Origin of the sequence: Arthrobacter sp. P2b (genome assembly GCF_900168295.1) — a bacterium.
Lineage (GTDB): Bacteria > Actinomycetota > Actinomycetes > Actinomycetales > Micrococcaceae > Arthrobacter.
Window position 1 is genome coordinate 48503 of the sequence record NZ_FVZL01000012.1, and the last position, 22086, is coordinate 70588.

A 22086-nucleotide genomic window follows, 5' to 3' on the forward strand; every position below is an offset into this window, starting at 1 on the left:
TCGGGAACCCTCTCTCACCTGTCGCGGTATGAACCGAAACCCTCCTTCACATACTGAGAGAGCGTTGCGGGAAAAGCCGCAAAACGTGAGAGAGCGTCCCTCAGTTTCCGGAGTGGGCCTGCAGGAAGCTGTACACCTCTGTCTCGTCCACACCCGGAAAGGCGCCCGGCGGCATGGCGGCCAGGAGGTGCGAGTGCGCACGCGCCGAGGGCCAGGCGTTCCCGGCCCATTCGGAGGTGAGCGCTTCCGGCGGACGCTTGCAGCAGGTGGGATCCGGGCAGTTGGAGGTGGCACGGGCTGTCGTCTCCCGCCCGCGGAACCACTTCACGTGCTGGTACGGCACGCCGATGCTCAGCGAAAACTCCCCGGTGGCGGAGCGTTCCGTGCGGGCGGTGCACCAGTAGGTGCCGGACGGCGTATCGGTGTACTGGCTGTATGCGCTGAACTTGTCCGGCACGTCGAACACGGCTCGGGATGTCCAGGCCTTGCACGACGGCTGGCCCTCGATGGCTCCGGTGTGGTCCTGCGGAAAGTTCACGCCGTCGTTCTCGTAGGCCTTGTAGATGATGCCGCTCTGGTGCGTCTTCTGGAAATGCGTCGTGATACCCAGGTGCTTGGTGGCCAGGTTCGTGAAGCGGTGGGCGGCTGTCTCGTAGGAGACGGCGAACGCGTCGCGGATGTCCTCCACGGCGATTTCCTTCGCTGCCTTGGCTTTTTGCAGAAATTCCACGGTGGCCTGCTCCGGCAGGAGAAGTGCTGCGGCGAAATAGTTCGTGGCAACTCGTTGGGCCAGGAAATCGCCGTAGTTGCGGGGTGTTTCATGGCCCAGCACGTAGTGGCCCAGGGCCTGCAGGAGCACAGACCGGGGGTCGTGGTCCTGCCGCTGGCTCTGCGTCAGGTAAATTCTGCGGTTCTTCAAATCCGTCACGGAACGGGTGGAATGCGGCAGGTCGCCCACATGGTGCAGGGTGAAGCCGAGGTGCGCGGCGATGTCAGCGATGACGTGCTGGCTCAGCGGCCCGGTGGTGTACCCCACCTCCTTGAGGACCTTCTGCGCCTCGGATTCGTACTCCGGAAAATAGTTCCCCCGCTCCCGCATCATGGCGCGCAGTTCGCCGTTCGCGCGGCGGGCTTCCTCCGGCGTTGCCACCTGCTCGTTCATCTTGCGTTCGAGCTCGTGGAGGAGCCCCACCTGGGCCTCCAGGACATCCAGCGGAAGTCGCGAACTGATGCGGATTTTGGGCAGGTCCAAGGACTCGTACAGCGGTCCGCGCTGGTAGCGCTCCAGCTCGATTTCCAGGGCGGCCCGGCGGCTGGGAGGCTCTGCTCCGAGCAGCTGGTCGATGCTGACATTGAGTGCCCCGGCCAGGTGCTGGAGGAGGGTGAGTTTGGGTTCCCGCTTCCCGTTTTCGATCAGGCTCAGCTGGCTGGGCGCAGTCCCGACGGCGGCGCTCAGGTCATCGAGGGTAAGTCCGGCCTGCTTGCGGAGATGGCGCACGCGGCGGCCCAGCGAAATGACGTCCAGTTCCGCGGCGGAGCCGGACGACGGCGGCGGGGAAACTTCCCTGTTCCAGCTTGAAGGCGACATTTCTGAAGAATACGCGAAAAACTGCATTTCTTTCCAGCATTTTTATCTAGAAAGGGTGTTGAAAGTGCTGAAAAGTAGTGAACACGGAAAGAAACACCGCACCGGAAAGCCGGTGGGAACCTCAACGACGCGGTTCCCACCTACTCCATCCGGAGCTCAATCAAGGAGATCAACGATGACTGCAGCATTTGAGCCCACCCAGCAGACGCCCGAACAGCAGGCCGCCGCCCTGGAGCTCGAGTGGGCCGCCAACCCCCGCTGGGAAGGTGTGACCCGGGACTACTCAGCCTCCGACGTCGTCCGCCTCCGCGGCCGCGTCTCCGAAGAACACACCCTGGCCCGCCGCGGTTCGGAGAAGCTGTGGAAGCAGCTCACCGAAGAGCACAAGGAAGGCAAGTACACCAACGCCCTTGGCGCTCTGACCGGCAACCAGGCCGTGCAGCAGGTCAAGGCCGGGCTCCGCGCGATCTACCTTTCCGGCTGGCAGGTTGCCGCTGACGCGAACAACTCGGGCCACACCTACCCGGACCAGTCCCTCTACCCGGCCAACTCGGTTCCCACGGTTGTCCGCCGCATCAACAACGCACTGCTCCGGGCGGACCAGATCGAATTCTCCGAGGGTGTCCAGACCGTCGAGGACTGGCTGGTTCCGATCGTTGCTGACGCCGAGGCCGGTTTCGGCGGCCCGCTGAACGCCTACGAACTCATGAAATCCATGATCCAGGCCGGCGCCTCAGGTGTTCACTGGGAGGACCAGCTCGCTTCCGAGAAGAAGTGCGGGCACCTCGGCGGCAAGGTCCTGATCCCCACCCAGCAGCACGTCCGCACCCTGAACGCCGCCCGGCTCGCGGCCGACGTCGCCGGCACCCCGTCGGTGGTTATCGCCCGCACGGATGCCGAGGCGGCAACCCTGATCACCTCGGACGTGGACGAACGCGACCAGGAATTCATCACCGGCGAGCGCACCGCCGAGGGCTTCTACAAGGTCCGCAACGGCATCGAACCCTGCATCGCCCGCGCCAAGGCCTACGCCCCCTACTCGGACCTGATCTGGATGGAAACCGGCACCCCGGACCTGGAACTGGCCCGCAAGTTCGCCGAAGCCGTCAAGGCCGAGTTCCCGGACCAGATGCTCTCCTACAACTGCTCGCCGTCGTTCAACTGGCGCAAGCACCTGGACGACGCCACCATCGCGAAGTTCCAGCGTGAGCTCGGTGCCATGGGCTTCACGTTCCAGTTCATCACCCTGGCCGGATTCCACGCCCTGAACTACTCGATGTTCGATCTCGCCCACGGCTACGCCCGTGAAGGCATGAGCGCCTACGTCGAGCTCCAGGAAAAGGAATTCGCCTCCGAATCCCGCGGCTACACCGCTACCAAGCACCAGCGCGAAGTCGGCACCGGCTACTTCGACACCATCTCCACTGCGCTCAACCCGAACGCATCCACCCTCGCACTGGTCGGATCGACCGAAGAGGGCCAGTTCCACTAACTTCCAACCCTCGACGGCGGACCGGTCACCCTCGCCTTCGAAGCGGCAATGCTCTGCCTGCTATCCCCATGCCCGCCCCATGACCTCGTAGAACTCGGTCGGGGGCGGGCACAGGGCCCCTTTACGCAGGCTGCCGCATCACCGCTCCTTCGGCTTTGCGCGTTCCCGGCCTCTTTAGGTACGTCACCAGCCGCCGTCGAACTTTCCCTTTTCGTCTTTAAGGAGACTGAGATGAACAGCTTCACCGATAGCTTCACGATTAATGGCATCACCTTGACCGCTCAACCCGTGTGCCGGCAGAACGAGGTTCTCACTCCGGATGCCCTGGAGTTCGTGGCGAAACTGCACCGGGCTACTGCTGAGCGGCGGCAGGAACTGCTGCAGGCCCGCCGGACCCGGCGTGCTGACATTGCCGCCGGCGCCGACCCCCGCTTCCTGCGGGAGACCGAACACATCCGCAACGACCCGTCCTGGCGGGTCGCTCCCCCGGCCCCCGGCCTCGAGGACCGCCGCGTGGAAATCACCGGCCCGGTGGACAAGAAGATGACCATCAACGCCCTGAACTCCGGCGCCAAGGTCTGGCTCGCGGACATGGAGGACTCTTCCACCCCCACCTGGCGCAACGTGATCAAGGGCCAGCTGAACCTCACCGACGCCCTGGAACGCCGGATCGACTTCACCACCGAAGAAGGCAAGGAATACAAACTCCGGCCCGCGGGCGAACTGCCCACCATCGTGGTCCGCCCCCGCGGCTGGCACCTGCCCGAAAAGCACATGCTCATCGACGGCCAGCCCATCGCCGGCGGCATCGTGGACTTCGGCCTGTTCTTCTTCCACAACGCCCGCCGCCTGCTCGCCCAGGGCAAGGGTCCGTACTTCTACCTGCCCAAGATCGAAAACCACCTCGAAGCCGGGCTCTGGAACGACATCTTCATCCTCGCCCAGGACCTGCTCGGCATCCCGCAGGGCACCATCCGCGCCACCGTGCTGATCGAAACCATCACCGCAGCCTTCGAAATGGAGGAAATCCTCTACGAACTGCGCGACCACGCCGCCGGACTGAACGCCGGCCGCTGGGACTACATCTTCTCCCTCATCAAGAACTTCCGCACCCGCGGCCCCCGCTTCGTCCTCCCGGACCGCGGCCAGGTGACCATGACCCAGCCCTTCATGCGCGCCTACACCGAACAGCTCGTCCGGGCCTGCCACAAGCGCGGCGCCATGGCCATCGGCGGAATGGCGGCCGCAGTCCCCAACCGCAAGGACCCCGAAGCGAACGCCAACGCCTTCGAAAAGGTCCGCGCGGACAAGACCCGCGAAGCCAACGACGGCTTCGACGGCTCCTGGGTGGCCCACCCGGACCTGGTGCCGGTTTGCCGCGAGGTGTTTGACAGCATCCTGGGCGGGAAGCCCAACCAGCTGGACCGCAGCCGTGAGGACGTCACCCCGGACGACCGCGCCCTGATCAACGTGGCCGCCACCACCGGAACCATCACCGAACAGGGCATCCGGAACAACATCGAAGTGGGGATCCGCTACATCGAATCCTGGCTCCGCGGCAACGGCGCGGTCGCTATCCACAACCTCATGGAAGACGCCGCCACCGCCGAAATCTCCCGCTCCCAGCTCTGGCAGTGGATCTACGCCCGGGCCATCACGGACCACGGCGAGATCATCACTCACGAGTGGATCGAAGAACTCCTGGACCAGGAATTCGCACGGCTGGAACGGTTCGACGGCGACCGCTTCGAGGACGCCCGCGACATCTTCGAAGAAGTCACCCTGGCCCGCGACTTCCCGTCCTTCCTCACCCTCCCCGCCTACGCCCGCTACCTGACGGAGGCCCGCGAAAAGGCAACCGTCGAGGAACTCGCCGCGGCGTAACCAGCTTCCGTCCGCCGGGCCGGCACGCCCTCCGCAACAGGCACCTCCGAAATCCGGAGGGCCGGCCCGGCGACGGAACCACCTCCCCGCGAGATGGCAGTTAACGGCAGTGTTGTGGGTAAACATCACCGTTAATTGCCATCTCGCGGGTGGGGGTTAAGGGAAGTACGACGGCGGGACTTGGCTTAGCGGCCCTTCGGCACCCGCCGCACGGCGAGGGTGGTGCTGACGAAGAAGGTCAGCACGGACACCAGGACGAGCAGCAGCGCCGGCGTCCAGGACCCGGACGCGTCGTGCACGAAGCCCATCAGGGGCGGTGCCACGGCGGCAAAGCAGTAGCCCAGGCCCTGCACGGTGGCAGACATCCGGCCCGCCGAGGCCTGGTCGCGGGCCAAGCGGATGATCGCGATGAAGATGACCGTGATGCCGCCGCCCTGGGCGATGCCGCCACAGATCGACCATAGCCACCAGAGCTGCGGCGCCAGCAGCAGCCCGGCCGGCACGGCCGTCCACAACGCTCCCACGGTGACCGCCACCGCCGTCGTACTCATGAATTTGGCGGCAAAGGGCACTCCCAGGCCGCCCACGATAGCCAGGATCTGGAAGATGGAGGAAGCGGCACCGGCCCCGGTGACGGACATGCCCAGTTCGTCGTGCAGGTAACTGGGCAGCCACGCGGTCACCCCGTAATAGGAGAAGGCCTGCCCGGCGAAGCCCGCGGTCAGGCCCGCCGTGGTCCAGCCCGTACCGCTCACCGGCGGCAGCGTCGTGTCCCCGCCGTCCTCCGCGGAAGCCAGGAATGCGCTCCGCGGACCAACGGCCAGGGTCCAGACAATGATGGCCGCAACGGCCAGGACAGCCACCGAGCCCAGCGCAAACCTCCACCCCGCCAAGTCGGCCAGCGGTGCGGTCACCACGGACGTCAGGAATGACCCGATGTTCAGCGCGGCGGTGTAGATTCCCATCGCTGTCCCCTGCCGGCGGGGGGCGAAGTCACGGCGGATGATGAGCGGCGCGGCGATATTGCCCACCGTGATGGCCAGGCCAATCAGCACCGTGCCGGCAACCACCAGGACCGGCCCGCCCGCCGAACGGACCAGCACGCCCGCCAGCACGCCGAGGATGGTCAGCGTCACCGCGAACTCGGCACCGAACTTCCGGGCCGCCAGCGAAGCCAGCGGCGCGGCCAGGGAGAAGCAGAGGACAGGGATGCTGGTCAGCAGGCCAAGCATGACCGGCGAAAAGGCCAGCTCCGCCTGCATCGGGCCAACCACTGGGGCGACCGCCACAAACGGTCCCCGCAGGTTAAGCGCGAGCAGGCCGATGCAGGCAAGCAGGATCCAGCTCTTGGGTATGCGGGCAGAAATCCGGCCGCTCATGCGGCGGCGGAGGGAGTAAGCAGTTTCATCACTCCCATTGCTATCACGGGCCGGGACGGACGGTTGTTGGGGCGCCCGGATGGCACCCTGGCTTACGATGAACTTCACGCCAGGAACTCCGGGACGAAGGACACCGCCATGCAGCACCGCCTTGCCATCCTCGACGATTACCAGGACGTAGCCCACGGCTTTGCGGACTGGGCGGCGCTGGAAGCGGAGGGCGTCACCGTCACCACGTTCCGGGAGCCCTTCGCGTCCCAGGACGCCTTGGTCTCGGCGCTTGCCGGCGTCGGTATTGTCATTGCCATGCGGGAGCGCACCGCGTTTCCCCGGGAAGTATTTGAAAAACTTCCCGGCCTCCAGCTGCTGGTGACCACGGGGATGGCCAACGCCTCCATTGACGTGGCCGCTGCGGCGGAGCACGGCGTGACGGTGTGCGGAACTCCCGGTTCCCCTGCCGCCGCCCCGGAGCTGACGTGGGCCCTGCTGCTGGCAGCCGCCCGGCACCTGCCGGCCGAGGAGAACTCCCTGCGGGCCGGAACCTGGCAGTCCACCGTGGGATTCGAGCTGGCAGGCAAGACGCTGGGCATCGTGGGACTGGGCAAAATTGGCCGCCGGATCGCCGGCTACGGGCAGGCGTTCGGCATGGACGTGGTGGCCTGGAGCCAGAACCTGACGGCCGAAGCCGCCGCTGACGCCGGGGCGCGGCTGGTGTCGAAGAAGGAGCTGTTCCGGGTATCGGATGTCGCCACGCTCCATCTTCGGCTTTCTGAGCGCTCCGAGAACACCGTGGGCGAGGAGGAGCTGCGGCTGCTGGGCCCCGAGGGCGTCCTGGTGAACACCGCCAGGGGTCCTTTGGTCAACCAGGACGCACTGATCCGGGCACTCACCCAGGGCTGGATCCGCGGTGCAGCCCTGGACGTCTTCGACCAGGAGCCGCTGCCTGCCTCGCATCCCCTGTTGGCCGCCCCCAACACCGTGCTCTCACCGCACCTCGGTTACGTCACCCAGGAGAGCTACCGGCAGTTCTACGGCGGCGCATTCGAGGACGTGACGGCCTGGCTCGCCGGCTCGCCCATCCGCACCATCACCGCCTGACACCGGGAAACACGTGAACCACACCATCCGCACAGCAACAGCGGACGACGCCGGGGCGCTGGCGGCGCTGGCGGCCGTCACCTTCCCGCTGGCCTGCCCGCCGTCGTCGTCACCTGAGGACATTGCCGCGCACCTGGCCAGCACGCTCAGTGAACAACACTTCGAGCGCTACCTCGCGGACCCGGACATCACCATCCTGGTCCTCGAGTCCGGCAAACGGCTGAACGGGTACAGCCTGCTGGTCAACCGGCCGGCTGCGGACCCTGACGTTGCGGCTGCCCTCACGATCGTTCCGTCGGTGGAACTCAGCAAATGCTACGTCCATCCGGAGCACCACGGCCTCGGCGCCGCCGCCGAGCTCATGCACGCCAGCCTGCAGGCCGCGGCGGCGGCAGGCGGGGCCGCAGCATGGTTGGGCGTCAACAGCCAGAACGCCCGGGCCATCCGCTTCTACGAAAAGTCCGGATTCCGCAAGGTGGGCACCAAGTCCTTCACCCTGGGCAGCACCGTGGAGCACGACTTCGTCCTGGAGCGCGCCGTACCCTGACCACCTGCCTGCGCCGGCGCCTGAGCGACGCCCCGGCTCACCTTCCGGCCACTCCCCCTGCCACGACGCCTTCAGGCGGGTAGGCCAACGGCGGGCGTGGTTCGGCCACCAGCTTGAGGCCCGGCGGAAGCCCTTCGATGCTGCCTTCGGTTCCGGACGCGTTGATGGTCACCCTGGCCGAATCCAGGAGGACGTTTTCAGCCCTGAACGTGCCGACGGCCTCCGGCAGGATGGGTGCAAGATGAACCACCCCGCGGGTGAAGACGGGATCGAACCGAAGCAGGATCCGCGCCAGCTGCACCGGGGCCGCCGCCGCCCACGCCTGCGGCGAGCACGCCGTGGGATACGGCACAGGGCCGGGAAACTCGCCGCGGTCAAAGCCGCAGAAGAGCTCGGGCAGCCGGTTGTCGAAATGCTCGGCCGCGTCGAAGATTCCCAGGGCCACGCGCCTGGCCTCTTCCACGAATCCGTAGCGCATCAGGCCTGTGGCCACCAGCGCCGTGTCATGGGGCCAAACCGAACCGTTGTGGTAGCTCACGGGGTTGTACGCGCCCATGTCGGACGCGAGCGTGCGGATCCCCCAGCCGGTGAACATCTGCGGCGACATGAGGTGCTCCACCACTGACGGCGCCTTGTCCTCGTCCACGATGCCCGTCCACAGGCAATGGCCGATGTTGGACGTCAGCGCGTCCACGGGACGCTTGTCCTTGTCCAGGGCGACGGCAAAATACCCCTTGTCCGGCAGCCAGAACTTCTCGTTGAATGCGGTCTTCAGTTCTGCGGCACGATCAGCCCAGTGCTGCTCCAGGGGCGCGTCACCGCTCCACCGTGCCAGCAAGGACCTGCCGATGTACGCAGCGTACACATAGCCCTGCACCTCGCACAGCGCAATCGGTGCCTCGGCCATGGTCCCGTCCGCAAAGTTGATGCCGTCCCAGGAGTCCTTCCAGCCCTGGTTCACCAGGCCGTGGTCGTTGGGGCGAAGGTATTCCACGAAGCCGTCGCCGTCACGGTCGCCGTACTTCTGGATCCATTCCAAGGCCCGGTCGGCATGCGCTATCAGCGGCTGGACCACATCCCGGGACAGGCCCCAGCGGCTGAGCTCACCCAGGAGGGCCACAAAAAGCGGCGTGGCGTCGGCGGTGCCGTAATAGGCCGTGCCGCCCAGCGAAAGCCCGGCGGTGACACCGAGCCGTACCTCGTGGGGGATGCGCCCCGGCTCTTCCTCCGAGTCCGGATCCACTTTCTTCCCCTGGAGCCCCGCCAGCGTCTGCAGCGTGCCGGCCGCGAGGTTCGGGTCCACCATCAGGCTCATATAGGACGCCAGGAGGGAATCCCGGCCGAACAACGCCATAAACCAGGGCGCCCCGGCGGCCACGGCAGCACGTTCGGGGTGGTGGGCGTCGAAAATCCGGAGCGAGCCCAGGTCGATCTGGCTCCGGTTCAGCAGGTCCTGCAGCCCGGTGTCCGCCACATTGATCCGGGGAACGCCTTCTTCCCAGTCCAGGTGGCGGCGGACGCCTTCGCGGTGGTGCGGAAGGCGTCCTTCAGTGAAGGGGTCTGCCGGCGCCTTACCGTTCACCAGCGGAACCACGATGACGCTGGTGGTCCACTTGCCGCGGGCCGGGATGGTGACGTGGAAGCGCAGCCCGTCCAGGCTGGCCACCCCTTCGCGTGCGCCGACGGCGGTGCCGCGCTGCTGCCCGTGCCGGACGGCCTGGATGACCAGCCGGCCGTCAACCACTTCACGGGTGGTATCGGCCGGGCCGGTGGTGCGGCCGCCCTTGACGTCGAAGAGGTCCGCCTGGTCCGCGTCCACCAGCAGTTCGATGTCACACTCCACCGGCTCCGCTGCATAATTTTCCAGGGTGATGTCATCCTGGAGCCCCGGACCGATGTGCCGTGTCTGGCGGACCACCAGCGGGCTGTCGAAGCGCCCGTCCGGCCACTTGGCCCGCCCGACGAACGTGGCCGCGAAGGGCCGCGACCGCTGGGCCGCCAACGGCTCACGCAGGGAGCCGTTGATCCGAAGGACCCAGTGGGAAATGATGCGGGTGTCCTGGAAAAAGGCCCCGTTCGTGCCGCCTTCGGAACTGATGTCCCCGTTCCCGGCCGAGATGCAGAACGAGGATCCTTCCACCACTGTCACGGACCCTGACTCGGATGCGCCAGCCTCGGTATTGGCATTCCATGCGGTCACGGAAGGGGTCCCTTCTCAAACGACGGGATGCTGCCGGCCATCCGGCAACATGTGCGGCCCTTAAAGATTCTGGTGCACGCGCGCCGCATCCGGAAGCCCCGTGGGCATACTCCCTTCAATAAGTTCGGTGAAGAGCTGCAGGTGGTCGGACACCATGCGCCCGGCGCTGAACCGCTCCTCTACCGCTCCCCTGCACGCCGCCCGGTCCAGGGCCTCCGCGGCCTGGACGAAGTCCGCCAGATCCCCGACATCGCCCAGGTAGCCGGTGCGGCCATGCTCCACGATTTCAGGCGCGGAACCGATCAGTGTGCCCACCACGGGAGTTCCCGTGGCCAGCGCCTCGATCATGACGAGCCCGAACGGCTCGGACCACTGGATGGGGTTCAGGAAGGCCAGCGCTTCACCCATCAGCCGGTACTTGGCAGCATTGTCCACTTCCCCCACGAAGTCCTCGTTTGGCCCCAACAGGGGCTCAATGACGTCATGGAAATACCGAATCTCCTCCGGCTCCCGCATCTTCACCGCTATGCGCAGCGGCATGCCTGCCTGCCGGGCAATCATGATGGCCTCAAACAATCCCTTGTCCGGGCAGGCCCGGCCCACAAAGCACAGATAGCCGCCCCGGCCGGTCCCCACGGGCACTGACTTCAGGTCCATGCCGTGATGGATGACCCGGGTAACAGGCACCCCCGGAGCGTGCGACGCCTGGTCACGGGAAATCGCGATGATGGCGGACCGCCGCGCGATGGCCTGGTAGATGTCCACCGCGTTCGAGTTCAGTGGACCGTGGATGGTGGTCACCAAAGGAGTTTCCTCCGGCCGGTGCAGGTACAGCGGTCCGGCTAGCGTGTGGTCGTGGATGATGTCAACGTCCTGCAGCGCCTCGTGCGCCCGGATCACATGGCTGAACTCCGAAATGGTAAGCCCCATCTCTTCCCCGGCCGAGGGCTGCATGCCGGGCACCAGGGGCACAGGGCAGCTGCTGTCCGAGGGCGCTGCCAGTAAAACCTCATGCCCCGCGGCGGCGAAGCCCTTGGCCAGGGTGTCCACCACCCTTTCAGTTCCGCCGTACGTTGACGGGGGCACAGGTATCCATGGTCCTGCAACCAGTCCTATCCGCATTCCTGGCCTCCAGGTGGTGACAGGCCGGGCTCCCCAGCTGGCCGGGCATATTTAATCGCGGACCTGTTCCGGCCCGCGGTATATCCGCTTCGTATGTCGTCTGCTTAACTTAACTCTGACTATTGCCCACGAACCACCGCGCCACAAGCCCTACTGTGGGGTATCTAACATGTGGTGGCCGGAATGGCTGCCGGGCTTGCGAGGTTGTTCCCAGCATGAAGATTGAGATCTGGTCAGACGTCGCGTGCCCGTGGTGCTACATCGGCAAACGCCGCTTTGAGGCCGCCCTGTCCGCCTTCCCGCACAAGGATGCGGTAGAGGTGGTGTGGCGCAGCTACCAGCTGGACCCAACCCTTCCCGAGCACTACGACGGCACCGAGCTGGAGTACCTGAGCACCCGCAAGGGCATGGCTCCGCAGCAGGTTTCGCAGATGTTCGACCATGTTGCACAGCAGGCCAGGGGCGAGGGCCTGAACTACCGGTTCGATTCGGTGGTGGTGGCCAACAGCTTCACCGCACACCGCCTCATCCACCTTGCGGCCGCACACGGCAAGCAGGATGCTGCCAAGGAGCGCCTGCTCAGCGACCACTTCGAGCACGGCAGGGACATCGGCAGCCGGGAGTACCTGGCGTCGCTTGGCCGCGGCCTCGGCATCGATGCCGGTGAGGTGGACGAGCTGTTCACCACGGACAAGTACGCCGACGACGTGCGCTTCGATTTCGAGGAGGGCCGGTCCCTGGGTATCAGCGGCGTCCCGTTCTTTGTCATCGACCGGAAGTTCGGCCTGTCCGGCGCCCAGCCAACGGAGACGTTCACGGCGGCACTGAACCAGGCCTGGCAGGACGCCAACCCCCTGGTACTGGTCAACTCCGGCGAGGGTGATGCCTGCGGCCCGGACGGCTGCTCCGTCTAGCAGCCGTTTACTGACACATCGCGGTAAAGTGTCTGTATGCCCCGGATTTCAGCGGCCAGCAATGCCGAGCAGCGCGCGGACACCCAGCGCCGCATCCTGACGGCCTTCGGCGAACTCCTTTTCTCCCACGGCCTGCCCGGCCTGACCATGACGGACGTGGCGCGGCACGCCGGAGTGGGCCGTACCGCGGTGTACAACTACTACGCGGACATCGAAGAGCTGCTGATCGCGTATGCCCTGGAAGAGACTGAGAAGTTCCTGACGGAACTGCGCGACTCCCTCAACCGCCTGGACAACCCGGTGGAACAGCTGGCCCTGTACGTGCGCGCCCAGGTGGTGGACCTCAGCCGCCGCCACCTGCCGCCGGGCCCTGCCATGGGGGCCGTGCTGTCGCCGTCGTCCTTTGCCAAGCTCGCGGACCACGTGGGCGAGCTGAGCGTGCTGCTGCAGGGCATCCTGCGCGCAGGCATGGAGCAGGGCTACCTGCCGGCGGCGGACATCGGCCAGCAGGCGCAGCTGATCCTTGGGACGCTGTCCTCCAGCGCGGCCAGGGGCAGCGACGAGCCGGAGGAGCTGGAGGCGCGCGTCGCCAGGACGGTGCGGTTCATCCAGCTGGGTGCCGGGGCCAGGTTCGACGACGCCGGCCGCCCCGTCCGGCTCGCCCCGCTTCCCGCCGTGGCCGGCTAGCGATTTTTAGCGGGTGGGCGCGGCGGACGGGTTGACAGGCCGCTTGTCGTCGTCGGCAACGCGGCGGCTTTCCCGGGGGCAGCTGAGCTTGCCAGGGGTCTGGTCCACCAGGTCCGGCGGGGCGAGGGCGGCGTAGTCCTGGGAGAGGATCACGTCCACGCTGCCGTCCGTCCTGCCGTCCTGGAAGTAGTCGGAACCCGGCAGGTTCCGCTGGACGCTGAAGGCCGCAGACTGTCCCGCAGCCCCGGAGATCACAGCCGCCACACCCCGGTAGCCGGCCTCGGTATTGGACACGGCGCCCACCACGAATTTCCGGGCCAGGAACTCGTCCGCCACCGAGCGGGCCAGCCCGGGCCGGCTGGTGGAGTTGTACACATTGAGGTTGATCTGTTCAGGCGGGGTGTAGTCGAACGTTCCCGCAGGGCAGGTGGACACCGTTTCCTGGGCAGATTCGGCGGTGGGGATGGCCAGTTTCCCGTTGATGATGGCCAGGGCGGCGATGATGCCCGCGGCGATCAGGCCGATGAGGAGCACCAGGACCACGCCGTGCAGGACCCGGCGGCGCACCCGGGCGGCATCGTCCGCGTCGCGGGCGGCCGCTTGAAAAGTGGCACGCAGCTCGGGGCCGCTTACTATGTGGTGGCCGTGCAGGACGCTCGGGTCCTTGGGCCGTTTCCTAGCCATCGAGCACCAGGACCCGGGCGTGGATCGCGGTGCGCTGGTGCAGGGCGGTCCGGACTGCGCGGTGCAGGCCGTCCTCCAGGTATAGGGTTCCCTGGTACTGCACCACGTGCGGGAAAAGGTCGCCGAAAAAGGTGGAGTCCTCGGCCAGCAGCGCTTCCAGGTCCAGGGTGCGTTTGGTGGTCACCAGTTCGTCCAGCCGGACCGGCCGCGGCGGCAGCGAAGCCCACTCCTTGGGCGTGCTGTAACCATGGTCGGGGTAAGGGCGGCCCTCGCCCACAGCTTTGAATATCACCATGCCACCCTAGGCATCCTGCCGGCCCAGCGAAAGTGCCCAGCCCTGCCGGCGGCAGGTTGTAGCCAAACGGTGACCATCCGCCACACGGGGGTGGCTTTCGGCTGTCCGCTCCGGGAGTTTCCGGCCCTGCTGACAGAATGGAGGCATGACAGCATCCGAGTCCCCCGCCATTTCCCTGCCCGGCGTCCGCCTGCCGTCCTGCCCGCCGCTGGCGCTCCTGCTCGACGTTGACGGGCCGGTGGCGAGCCCGCTGACCCGGGACGTCAAACCGGAAATCATCGCGGACCTGGTAGCCCTGGCGGCAGCAGGAATTCCGGTGATCTTCAACACCGGCCGCTCCGATGCCTTCATCCGGGAACAGGTCATGGAGCCCATGATCGAAGCCGGCATCCCCACCGGCACCATCATCCACGCGGTCTGTGAAAAGGGTGCCGTGTGGTTCAGCTACACCTCGGCCGGGCCGGGGCCCATCCATGTGGACCGGGACCTGGCCGTGCCCGCAGCGTACGGGGACGACATCCGCCGCCTGGTGGCCGAGGACTACTCCTCACACATGTTCTTTGACGAAACCAAACGGGCCATGGTGTCGGTGGAGCAGCACATCGACGTGCCGAGTTCTGATTACCTGACCGAACAAAAACTTTTCGACGCCGATGCCATGGAGCTGATGGGCCGTCACGGGCTGGGGGTGGTCCGGCTGGACCACCATGCCCCGGACTCCGACGACGAGGTGGACTACCGCGTGGACCCCACCATCATCTCCACCGACATTGAATCGGTGCGGCTTGGCAAGGACCTTGGAGCCAGCCGGGCTGTGGAGCTCCTCGCGGCGCAGGGCATTACGCCGGAAGCCTGGCGGACGGTGGGCGACTCCCGCACGGACTACGCCATGGCAGACTGGCTGCACCACAACGACCATGCCGTGAAGCATGTGGATGTCCGCCCTGCGGACGGCGTCCCGGACAAGCCGTATGATGTCCTCACTGCAGCGGATCTGGGACTCGAGGCAACGATCATCCACGACGACGCCGGCGGCGCCTTCCTGCGCAGCTGGCGGGAGGCGCTGGGCGCCTAAGCCCTGCCGGCACCGGGCCGGATGCACCGGCCGAAACATGCCGTTTCCCACGCGCGGCTATCATGCAGGTAGGAAGGCTTACTTTGACCAGCACGGAGACAACCATTACAGAAGCACCGGTTCAGGACGAGGTTTACTACGGCGGCCAGGCGTCCGTAGAAGAACAATTTCATTCAGAGGTAACGTCAGCAGCTGCTGTACAGCGCTTCAGGCTCCGCCCGGATGTCATCCGGCACAAGGGCCGCTATGCCGTCATCAATGACAACAGGACCCCCTACCAGGCCATGGTGGAGGACCTGCTGTTCCTGCGCAACGTGCTGGCGAATGCGGGCCTGGCCTACCTCCTGGTCCGGGGCAACAATGACCGCCCTGTGATCGCCCTGGACTGGAAGAACCGCAAGAAGCTCCGGGCGGCCCTGGTGGAGGCGTGCCGGGACGAGCCCTTCTACTCCATGACCGTGGACGCGAAGAAAAAAACCTCGGTACTCGTCGCGGACGGCGAACTCTCGTCCAACCGGCAGGCGCGGATCTTCCGCCTGTACCGGCCGCGGGTGGAGCCCGTGGGCGGCTTCGAATTCGGCGCCTCAGCCGGTGTGCAGATCGAACTGTGGTCCTTCGAAGGGGAGGAACTGATCCTTCCCATCGAGAACTCCCTGACCCGCAGGACCCTGCTGCGGCAGGACGCCGTCCGCGGCACGGTGGAACGCTACGGCCACACCTGGCCGACCATCGAGAACATGTTCGCCGACCATGCAAGCGACATCAGTTTCGACATCGACCTGGTCTTCTCCTGGGTAGACGGAAGCTCCCCCGAGTACATCGCCGCCCGCCGCGCCCAGCAGAAGGACGTGGTGCTGGGTGAGGGCGACGACCACGAAGCCCGCTTCCGGCAGATCAACGAACTGAAGTACGCGCTGCGGTCCGTCTACATGTTCGCGCCGTGGATCCGCCGCATCTTCATCGCCACGGACTCCCCCGCCCCCGCCTGGCTGGCAGACCATCCTTCGGTGACCATCGTGCGCAGCGAGGAGTTCTTTGCCGATCCCTCCGTGCTGCCCACCCACAACTCGCAGGCGGTGGAGTGCCAGCTGCACCACATTGAAGGCCTCTCGGAGCACTTCCTGTACTCCAATGACGACATGTTCTTCGGCCGCCCGGTCAGCCCGGACCTGTTCTTCACGCCGGGCGGGATCACGAAATTCATTGAGGCGGAGACCAGGATCGGCCTTGGGGAGAACGCGGCCGAGCGCAGCGGGTTCGAGAACGCCGCCCGGGTGAACCGCAAGCTGCTGTGGAACCGGTTTGGCCGGATCACCACACGCCACCTGGAGCACTGCGCTGCACCGCTGCGCCGGAGCCTGGTGCGCAAAATGGAGCAGGAATTTCCGGAGGAGTTCCGCAAAACGGCTGCCAGCCGGTTCCGTGCCGCGGACAACATCTCGGTCACCAACTCGTTCTACCACTACTACGCGCTGCTCACCGGTCGCGCGGTCACGCAGACCGCCGCGAAAGTACGTTACGTGGACACCACCATGCGGACCGGGCTCAACTATCTTCCGAAGCTCCTGTCCAAGCGGAACGTGGACTTCTTCTGCCTGAACGACGGCAGTTTCCCTGAAGTGAGCGCGGACGAGCGGGCCGCGCTGGTCACCGACTTCCTGGAAAAGTACTTCCCCATCAAGGCTCCCTGGGAAAAGTAGAGCGGCATAAGGCGGAGCCTTACACAGTGCACCAACGCTGAAGGCCTGTCCCCGCGGGGACAGGCCTTCAGCGTTAGGCGTTCCTAGCGGCCGGAGGACACACCCACCCGGGCGCTGCTTGGCTGCTTCGCTGTCTCGGGGATCCGGATCCCGGCGGCGGCCAGGCGCCGCTCTGTCTCCTCCGGGGCCACGTACTCGCCCACCGTCGTCGAACTGCCCAGCGGGACCACCGAGTGGACGATCGTGTGCTCGTAGACGTGCACCAGGTTGAAGGCCTGTCCGCTGTCCTGCCCGCGGGTTCCGCCCACCGGCACGTTCAGGTCCTGCGTGTAGCAGGTGGCCGAAGCCACCGAGACGGGAATCCCGGCAAACGTCGCCGTGGTGGAGTAGTGCAGGTGGCCTGCCAGGATGGTGCGGACGTCGGAATTCCGGACCACTGCTGCAAGGGACGACTGATCCCGCAGTTCGACCAGCACCGAGAGGTCCAGGACGGACGGGACGGGTGGATGGTGAAGGGCCAGGATGGTTCCGTCCGGCGCAGGTGTGTCCAGCTCCCGGCCCAACCACTCCAGCTGCGCGTCGCTGAGCTCGCCATGGTGGTAGCCGGGCACGGAGGTGTCCAGGGTGATAACCCGGAGCCCGTTGATGAAGTAGCTGTTGTCCACCGGGGCATCATTCCCGGGCTGGTCCAGCAAACCCGCGCGGAAGTTGGCCCGGTTGTCGTGGTTGCCCATGGCCCAGATGACCTCCGCCCCCAGGTCCTCACAGGCGGGTTCCACGATGGCGCGCAGCTTCACATACGCTTCCGGATGGCCCTTGTCCGCGAGATCGCCGGTAAAGATCACGGCCTCGGGCTTCGCCCCGGACGCTTTGACTTCTTCGAAGAGCTGGGTGAGGCGCGCTTCGCTGTCAACGACGCCGTACAGGGGGTCCGGACCTCCCAACAGGTGGGGATCGCTCAGGTGGAGTAGGAAGTGGCGTGGCCGGGGATGCTCGGCCTCGATGTGCTCCATTGCTACCTCTGTGGTCGGTGGGAAACGGCGCTTCCCTGGTACCCTTCAGTAATATTTATCCAATCAGACATTTGGCAAACTTTGGGCAAATCGCCGTAGCCGATGTGGAAAAAAATGAAAGAACTGCGCTTTTGAGGGCCGGATTCGGGAAAGCGCCGGTATTTCAGCCGAGAGCCCTTTCGATGGCGTCGATGACCTCAGCCGAGTCCGGCTCCACAGTGGGCGCGAACCGGTCCACTACCTGCCCGTCGCGGCTGACCAGGAACTTTTCGAAGTTCCATTTCACCAGCCCCGGCAGCAGCCCGCTCTTGAACTTGGTGAGCTCGGCGTAGAGCGGATGCTGGCCCTTGCCCCGCACATCCGACTTCACCGTCAGCGGGAAGCTGACGCCGAAGTTGCGCTGGCAGAACTCAGCGATCTCGCTGTCGCTTCCGGGCTCCTGCCCCGCGAACTGGTTGCAGGGCACACCCAGGATCTCGAAGCCGCGGTCGCGGAATTTTCCGTAGAGCGTCTCCAGGCCGGTGTACTGCGGGGTGAAGCCGCAGTTGGAGGCCACGTTGACCACCATCACCACTTTGCCCCTGAATCTGCCGAAGTCGGTTTCGGTTCCGTCATTGAGGGTCAGCGGGACCCGGTACAGCTGTGCCAATGGTTGCGTCCTCAGGTAGTTGTCCACACGGGTAATTCGTTGCCAACCACTCAAGGTACTGTTCCGGACTGAGAGTTTCCTGGGCAATTCTTCTGGCTTCGGCGTCCGGCACCGGGGCTTGGCCCCCCGTCGTCCCGGCATCGGCTACTGTCCCGGCCGCCGGGCAGGTTTCCGGCACTGCCGGTTCCCCTGGTGCAGCGGGCGTGGCCGATGGCTGTGTGGCCGTAGGTGCCGGCGAGGGCGACGGCGTCGGCTGGGTCGTTGAAGGTGTCGGCGTCGGCTCAGTCGGCGTAGGAGTAGGCGTCGGCGTCGGTTGAGTCGGGGTAGGTGTTGGCGACTGCTCAGTCGGCGACGGCGACGGCCCGGTCGGCGACGGCGACGGCCCGGTCGGCGACGGCGACGGCCCAGTCGGGGTAGGTGACGGCCCGGTCGGCGACGGCGACGGCCCGGTCGGCGACGGCGACGGCCCAGTCGGGGTAGGTGACGGCCCGGTCGGCGACGGCGACGGCTCACTCGGGGTAGGTGACGGCCCGGTCGGCGACGGCGACGGCTCACTCGGGGTAGGTGACGGCCCGGTCGGCGACGGTGACGGTGACGGTGACGGCTCACTCGGGGTAGGTGACGGCCCGGTGGGCGAAGGTGACGGCGAAGGCGCCGGTGCCGGTGCGGCAATCGAGGGAGGCGGTGCTGGCGGTGCCGTCGGCGACGACGCGGGAGCCGTCGTCGCCGACGTCTTTGCCCCGACACCTCGCAGCAGCGGCACAACGCCGTGCTTGTCCGGGATGGTCCAACTGGTTGGGGTGTCAGACGGCGAGCCTGCACCTGGCGCGTACGACGTTTGCCCAGGTCCGGATCCCACGAGGGCACGGAGCGGAATCAGGCCCCAGTTGAGGGGGCTGGTGTGCGTGCCGTCCAGGATGGTCTCAAAGTGCAGATGGCACCCGGTAGACCAGCCGGTGCTGCCCACGCGGGCGATGACCTGTCCCACGTGCACCGTGTCCCCGCTGCGGACCGCGACGGACTCGAGATGGTTGTACGTGGTGATCAGGCCGTTGCCATGGTCAATCTCCACGCGGTTGCCGCCGCCCCAGGGATGCCACCCGGCGGCACGGACCACGCCGGAGTCAGCAGCGTAAACCCGCGTTCCGCAGGGAGCGGCATAGTCCTGGCCCAGGTGGAATTCTCCCGGTTCACCCGTCAGCGGGCTCACACGGAACCCGTAGGGCGAGCTGGCGTTCAGCAGCTCCAGGGGTGCCATCAGGTAACCCGCCGGCGGCCTGCCAATTCCGTTGAGCCCCACTGACGCGGTAAGTGCCCATTCCGGACGGGAACTGCTGACGAGCGTCCGCGGGAAGGACACAGCAATGTGGGAGTCCGTGAGTACGGCGGGAGCCAGTCCCCCGGGCTTCGGGTTGAACGAAGATGAAAGCCCGACATCATAGGAGGGCCACTGTGGTGCAGTGCCGGAGGCCACCGCGCTGCCCGAGACACCGCCGGCCTGGGTGCTGGACGCCTCGAGCACCTGGGATTCCAGGGGACCGCCGGACACATTCAGTGCGCCGATGGATACCGCCAGCGCGCCGGTAACTGCCAGCGCCCGCGCCGCGGCAACACCGCGACGCCTGGCGCGCCTGTTCTTGGCCATTCCTGAATGCTTGCCCAATTTGACCCCAAAAATTTGGCCACCCGCACTCTGTCTTGACGGGTAAGTTCTATCTGAACATATGGGCGTAACCATGGGAAAACCCTTGGGCCGAAGTTTGTGGATATTTGGGGGACGCAACTGCCTGCGCACCGGCCCATAGGACAGGGGCATGGGCGACAATGGGCTATGCGCAGTCTCCTCCGGAAATGGCAGGACGAACTCAAGAAGACCTTTACGGGCAAGGCCGATGCGCCACCGGACTGGGCGTTGCGGCTGGAAGAAGGGGATGACCCTGGCTACCACCTGCCCGGCTCTGCGGTCTGGGCCGTGCACGGTTCAATGTCCCCCATCGTGGCGGGAATCCGGACGCTGCTGATGCAGTCACTCCATCCAGGCGCCCTGGCCGGAGTCCATGAACACTCGAATTTCCGCGAAGACCCGTTGGGCCGGCTGGCCAACACCATCCGCTGGATCTTCACCGTCACGTACGGCTCGAAAGGGGCGGCTGAGGAGGCCTCCCGCATGGTCCGCCGGCTGCACGAGCCGGTCCAAGGAAATTACAGCGACAATCAGGGAGCGATGCGCAGCTACAGCGCCAATGACCCCGAACTTGCCAGCTGGATCCACATCGCCTTTACGGACGCTTTTCTCACGGCCCACAAAATTTGGGGCGGCGCCATTCCCGGCGGACCGGACGCTTACGTCAGGGAGTGGGCGCAGGCGGGCAGGCTGATGGGCGTGCCCCAACCGCCGCTCACCGAGGCGGAGATGCGCCGCCAGCTGGACCGCTGGTATGAAAACGGGGACTTGCGCGTGGACGGGCGGGTGGCGGAAACCGTGGAGTTCATCCGCAACGCGCCACTGCATCCCTTGCTGCGGCCCGGCTACCGGATCCTGTTCGCGGGAGCCGTGTACAGCCTTGAGCCGAGGTACAGGCAGATGCTCGGACTGGATGTTCCACGGCTGGGCCCGTTCCCGCTGCCGGTGAAGTTGGCCACAAAAGCCGTTCTCGGCGTCGTCCGCCTTGCCCTCGGCCCACGGGGACCCAGCGAACTGGCCGCCCGGGCCCGGCTGCGGCGCCTGGGCGTTCCAGTGGCAGACGAGGGATAACCCTTGCCCCAGGAACGGTGTGGACATAGCCAGGATCCGGCAGCGGCTGCAAATGCAAGAACCCGGCCCCAACGATGTGGGACCGGGTTCTTAACCGGCGGAGAATGGGGGATTTGAACCCCCGAGGGCGTTAACCCAACACGCGTTCCAGGCGTGCGCCATAGGCCGCTAGGCGAATTCTCCAGCTGCTTCTGAATCAAAAGCAGATACTAGAGTACCTGATGTTTCGCGCATCGCCCAATCGGCCGTTTACGCGCCGTTTTCGAATCCGCGGCGCCCGGTTTCAGCCGGACCTTCCTGCGGCTTAACGCCGAAATGGACGCCCCCAACGCGCCCATTCCATTGGTACCCCGTTGAGCTGCCGGGTCCGGCCCCGTTCAGCCAGGCCACACAGCTCACAATCTGGAGATTGCCCCAATCGGTGTACATACCCATGATCGTGGGTGGCGAAGGGATTGGCAATGGAAAACAGGGGAATCCCCTTATGCTTCGGGCACGATAGAAAGCATGACGGAGCTGCACGCCCTGGTGGCCTACACCCCTGCTACCCACACGGACCTGGTCCTGAAGGCCATCGGTGACGCAGGGGCAGGCAGGATTGGCAACTACTCCCACTGTTCCTTCGTCTCACCCGGCACGGGCACCTTCACTCCGCGGGATGGCGCCGAGCCGTTCGTTGGGCAGGTGGGCAGGAGCGAAAAGGTGGCGGAGGACCGGATCGAGTGCGTGGTCGAGGAGCCCCTTCTGGCCGCCGTCGTTGCCGCCTTGCGCGCCGCCCATCCTTATGAAGAGCCGGCTTTTATGAGCTGGCAGGTGCAGGGCTGGCGCTGACGGACAGCCGATTCGAGTCGGACCGGATGTTCGGGTAAAGTATCTGACGGCCCCTCATGTGGCGTCATCCTGTTGAACTCCCCCAGGACCGGAAGGTAGCAAGGGTAGGCGGGCTCTGGCGGGTGCATGGGGGGTCTTTACTATTCCCCCACAGGGCGGCAGGATGTCAGCCC

19 protein-coding genes, 1 tRNA gene and 1 other RNA gene are annotated in these 22086 nt (G+C 66.0%); 11 read left to right on the plus strand and 10 right to left on the minus strand.

Going from position 1 to position 22086, the window contains the following annotated elements:
- Window positions 1-100 precede the first annotated feature (100 nt).
- Window positions 101-1615: an XRE family transcriptional regulator gene (locus B5520_RS16290; RefSeq protein WP_079598126.1), complete on the minus strand. Its 1515-nt coding sequence runs from the start codon at window positions 1613-1615 to the stop codon at window positions 101-103.
- Between the two features lie 148 nt (window positions 1616-1763).
- Here B5520_RS16290 and aceA point away from each other — a divergent pair, with 148 nt between their 5' ends.
- Window positions 1764-3080, plus strand: a complete 1317-nt coding sequence (gene aceA / locus B5520_RS16295; protein ID WP_079598127.1) for an isocitrate lyase — start codon at window positions 1764-1766, stop codon at window positions 3078-3080.
- 231 nt (window positions 3081-3311) lie between these two features.
- Entirely contained in the window at window positions 3312-4964 is a 1653-nt protein-coding gene (gene aceB / locus B5520_RS16300; RefSeq protein ID WP_079598128.1) for a malate synthase A, read from the plus strand.
- Between the two features lie 185 nt (window positions 4965-5149).
- On the opposite strand, the gene B5520_RS16305 is transcribed toward aceB, so the two are convergent.
- Window positions 5150-6343 carry an MFS transporter gene (locus B5520_RS16305; RefSeq protein ID WP_079598129.1) on the minus strand — a complete coding sequence of 398 codons (1194 nt, stop codon included), beginning with the start codon at window positions 6341-6343 and terminating at the stop codon, window positions 5150-5152.
- A gap of 138 nt (window positions 6344-6481) precedes the next feature.
- On the opposite strand from B5520_RS16305, the gene B5520_RS16310 reads away from it, so the two are divergent.
- A complete protein-coding gene (locus B5520_RS16310) occupies window positions 6482-7441 on the plus strand; it encodes a D-2-hydroxyacid dehydrogenase family protein (RefSeq protein ID WP_079598130.1) in 960 nt (319 codons plus the stop codon).
- Between the two features lie 13 nt (window positions 7442-7454).
- Window positions 7455-7988, plus strand: coding sequence for a GNAT family N-acetyltransferase (locus tag B5520_RS16315; RefSeq protein WP_079598131.1), 534 nt, complete (start codon window positions 7455-7457; stop codon window positions 7986-7988).
- 37 nt (window positions 7989-8025) lie between these two features.
- Here the strand turns inward: B5520_RS16315 and B5520_RS16320 are convergent, their stop codons facing one another.
- Window positions 8026-10188, minus strand: a complete 2163-nt coding sequence (locus B5520_RS16320; protein ID WP_079598132.1) for an amylo-alpha-1,6-glucosidase — start codon at window positions 10186-10188, stop codon at window positions 8026-8028.
- Between the two features lie 60 nt (window positions 10189-10248).
- Complete coding sequence (locus B5520_RS16325) at window positions 10249-11310, minus strand: glycosyltransferase family 4 protein (protein WP_079598133.1); 1062 nt, start codon at window positions 11308-11310, stop codon at window positions 10249-10251.
- Between the two features lie 215 nt (window positions 11311-11525).
- On the opposite strand from B5520_RS16325, the gene B5520_RS16330 reads away from it, so the two are divergent.
- Window positions 11526-12224, plus strand: coding sequence for a DsbA family oxidoreductase (locus B5520_RS16330; RefSeq protein WP_079598134.1), 699 nt, complete (start codon window positions 11526-11528; stop codon window positions 12222-12224).
- Window positions 12225-12260: 36 nt separating this feature from the next.
- Window positions 12261-12911: a TetR/AcrR family transcriptional regulator gene (locus B5520_RS16335; protein WP_079598135.1), complete on the plus strand. Its 651-nt coding sequence runs from the start codon at window positions 12261-12263 to the stop codon at window positions 12909-12911.
- 6 nt (window positions 12912-12917) lie between these two features.
- Here the strand turns inward: B5520_RS16335 and B5520_RS16340 are convergent, their stop codons facing one another.
- Window positions 12918-13595 carry a LytR C-terminal domain-containing protein gene (locus tag B5520_RS16340; RefSeq protein ID WP_079598136.1) on the minus strand — a complete coding sequence of 226 codons (678 nt, stop codon included), beginning with the start codon at window positions 13593-13595 and terminating at the stop codon, window positions 12918-12920.
- Window positions 13588-13887: a type II toxin-antitoxin system VapB family antitoxin gene (locus B5520_RS16345; protein WP_009358464.1), complete on the minus strand. Its 300-nt coding sequence runs from the start codon at window positions 13885-13887 to the stop codon at window positions 13588-13590. The genes B5520_RS16340 and B5520_RS16345 overlap by 8 nt, the downstream gene beginning before the upstream one ends.
- A gap of 148 nt (window positions 13888-14035) precedes the next feature.
- On the opposite strand from B5520_RS16345, the gene B5520_RS16350 reads away from it, so the two are divergent.
- Entirely contained in the window at window positions 14036-14965 is a 930-nt protein-coding gene (locus B5520_RS16350; RefSeq protein WP_079598138.1) for a hypothetical protein, read from the plus strand.
- Between the two features lie 62 nt (window positions 14966-15027).
- Window positions 15028-16665, plus strand: coding sequence for a stealth family protein (locus tag B5520_RS16355; RefSeq protein ID WP_079598139.1), 1638 nt, complete (start codon window positions 15028-15030; stop codon window positions 16663-16665).
- Between the two features lie 83 nt (window positions 16666-16748).
- Here the strand turns inward: B5520_RS16355 and B5520_RS16360 are convergent, their stop codons facing one another.
- From B5520_RS16360 to B5520_RS16370, 3 genes are all read right to left on the minus strand, one after another.
- Window positions 16749-17678, minus strand: coding sequence for a phosphodiesterase (locus B5520_RS16360; RefSeq protein ID WP_079598140.1), 930 nt, complete (start codon window positions 17676-17678; stop codon window positions 16749-16751).
- A 163-nt stretch (window positions 17679-17841) separates the two neighbouring features.
- A complete protein-coding gene (locus B5520_RS16365) occupies window positions 17842-18327 on the minus strand; it encodes a glutathione peroxidase (RefSeq protein WP_104443525.1) in 486 nt (161 codons plus the stop codon).
- Window positions 18290-19972, minus strand: coding sequence for a M23 family metallopeptidase (locus B5520_RS16370; protein ID WP_079598142.1), 1683 nt, complete (start codon window positions 19970-19972; stop codon window positions 18290-18292). The genes B5520_RS16365 and B5520_RS16370 overlap by 38 nt, the downstream gene beginning before the upstream one ends.
- Before the next feature lie 186 nt (window positions 19973-20158).
- On the opposite strand from B5520_RS16370, the gene B5520_RS16375 reads away from it, so the two are divergent.
- Window positions 20159-21082 (plus strand): oxygenase MpaB family protein, encoded by a 924-nt coding sequence (locus B5520_RS16375; RefSeq protein WP_079598143.1) that lies wholly within the window; start codon window positions 20159-20161, stop codon window positions 21080-21082.
- 98 nt (window positions 21083-21180) lie between these two features.
- On the opposite strand, the gene B5520_RS16380 is transcribed toward B5520_RS16375, so the two are convergent.
- Window positions 21181-21265 (minus strand) — tRNA-Ser (locus B5520_RS16380).
- A gap of 324 nt (window positions 21266-21589) precedes the next feature.
- On the opposite strand from B5520_RS16380, the gene B5520_RS16385 reads away from it, so the two are divergent.
- Together B5520_RS16385 and ffs are read left to right on the plus strand one after the other, a co-directional pair.
- Entirely contained in the window at window positions 21590-21913 is a 324-nt protein-coding gene (locus tag B5520_RS16385; protein ID WP_079598144.1) for a hypothetical protein, read from the plus strand.
- Window positions 21914-21958: 45 nt separating this feature from the next.
- Window positions 21959-22055, plus strand: an RNA gene (gene ffs / locus B5520_RS16390) — signal recognition particle sRNA small type.
- Window positions 22056-22086 lie beyond the last annotated feature (31 nt).